This window comes from Methylobacterium sp. D48H (assembly GCF_053345715.1).
Genome location: NZ_JBKFAP010000071.1, coordinates 1 through 1,130, shown reverse-complemented (window position 1 = coordinate 1,130; position 1,130 = coordinate 1). Strand labels below are relative to the sequence as shown.

Below are 1,130 nucleotides of genomic sequence, written 5' to 3'. Positions count from 1 at the left end.
CTCGCCACTACTGACGGAGTCTCGTTGATGTCCTTTCCTCCGGGTACTGAGATGTTTCAGTTCCCCGGGTTCGCTTCAAACCCCTATGAATTCAGGATTTGATACCTTCACATGACCAACCGTATTGTTGCTTCTACGGAGCCAGTCCGCGGGTGTCCGCGGAAAGACAGGCCATAGAAACACAATACGGAAGGTCGAAGGTGGGTTTCCCCATTCGGAAATCCCTGGATCAAAGCTCGTTCGCAGCTCCCCAAGGCTTATCGCAGCGTACCACGTCCTTCATCGCCTCTCAGCGCCAAGGCATCCACCGAATGCTCTTAAGGCACTTGATCGCTCTCGTGATCGATGTCCGTTCTTTTGCGACTGGGTCCAGAGGATCCAGCGCAAAAGTCTGACACGGTCACAAAAAGACCAGTGATCAGGTCGTTTCCGACCCGATCACCGTATGCTTGCCGAACATGACCGCCGGGGTTGGCAGCTTTCGCTGCCCCAACGGCCACATTCCCTCTTCACGATGTCACTGATGTCTTCGCCTGACAGCACGTCCAGCCGAACCTGACGGTCCTCGCTGATCATTGCTGCGGCAAACGCATGTTCCAGATAGCGGGCTCGACACCGTCTCATTGAGCGAAGCTGCAGGAGCAGCCTCAAGTCCCAAAAAAGTGGTGGAGCCAGACGGGATCGAACCGACGACCTCATGCTTGCAAAGCACGCGCTCTCCCAGCTGAGCTATGGCCCCAAAGGGTCAAGCCGCAGGCAGAGCCTCCCGTCCATGGTGGGCCTGGGACGACTCGAACGTCCGACCTCACCCTTATCAGGGGTGCGCTCTAACCACCTGAGCTACAGGCCCAGTACGATCGAGCGTCACGGCTGACACAAGGTCGGACCGATCCGCGATCGCGCTATCTGGTGAGGAAGAGAAACGAGGACGGCGCGTGTCCCGCCAAGGGGCTCTGACTGAGCCCTGATATTCTAATGACGCCGTCCGAGGAGCGGACCGGAGACCGGTCATCCTGCTGTCAGCATCCTTAGAAAGGAGGTGATCCAGCCGCAGGTTCCCCTACGGCTACCTTGTTACGACTTCACCCCAGTCGCTGACCCTACCGTGGTCGCCTGCCTCCTTGCGGTTG

At 58.1% G+C, this 1,130-nt stretch carries 2 tRNA genes and 2 rRNA genes; all 4 read right to left on the bottom strand.

The features are described from left to right. Positions 1–332: ribosomal RNA gene (locus ACLBX8_RS31490) — 23S ribosomal RNA — on the bottom strand; the annotation flags it as partial. A 331-nt stretch (positions 333–663) separates the two neighbouring features. Beyond that, positions 664–739, bottom strand: a tRNA-Ala gene (locus ACLBX8_RS31485). 34 nt (positions 740–773) lie between these two features. After that, positions 774–850, bottom strand: a tRNA-Ile gene (locus ACLBX8_RS31480). Between the two features lie 182 nt (positions 851–1,032). Next, positions 1,033–1,130 (bottom strand): 16S ribosomal RNA (locus ACLBX8_RS31475); the annotation flags it as partial.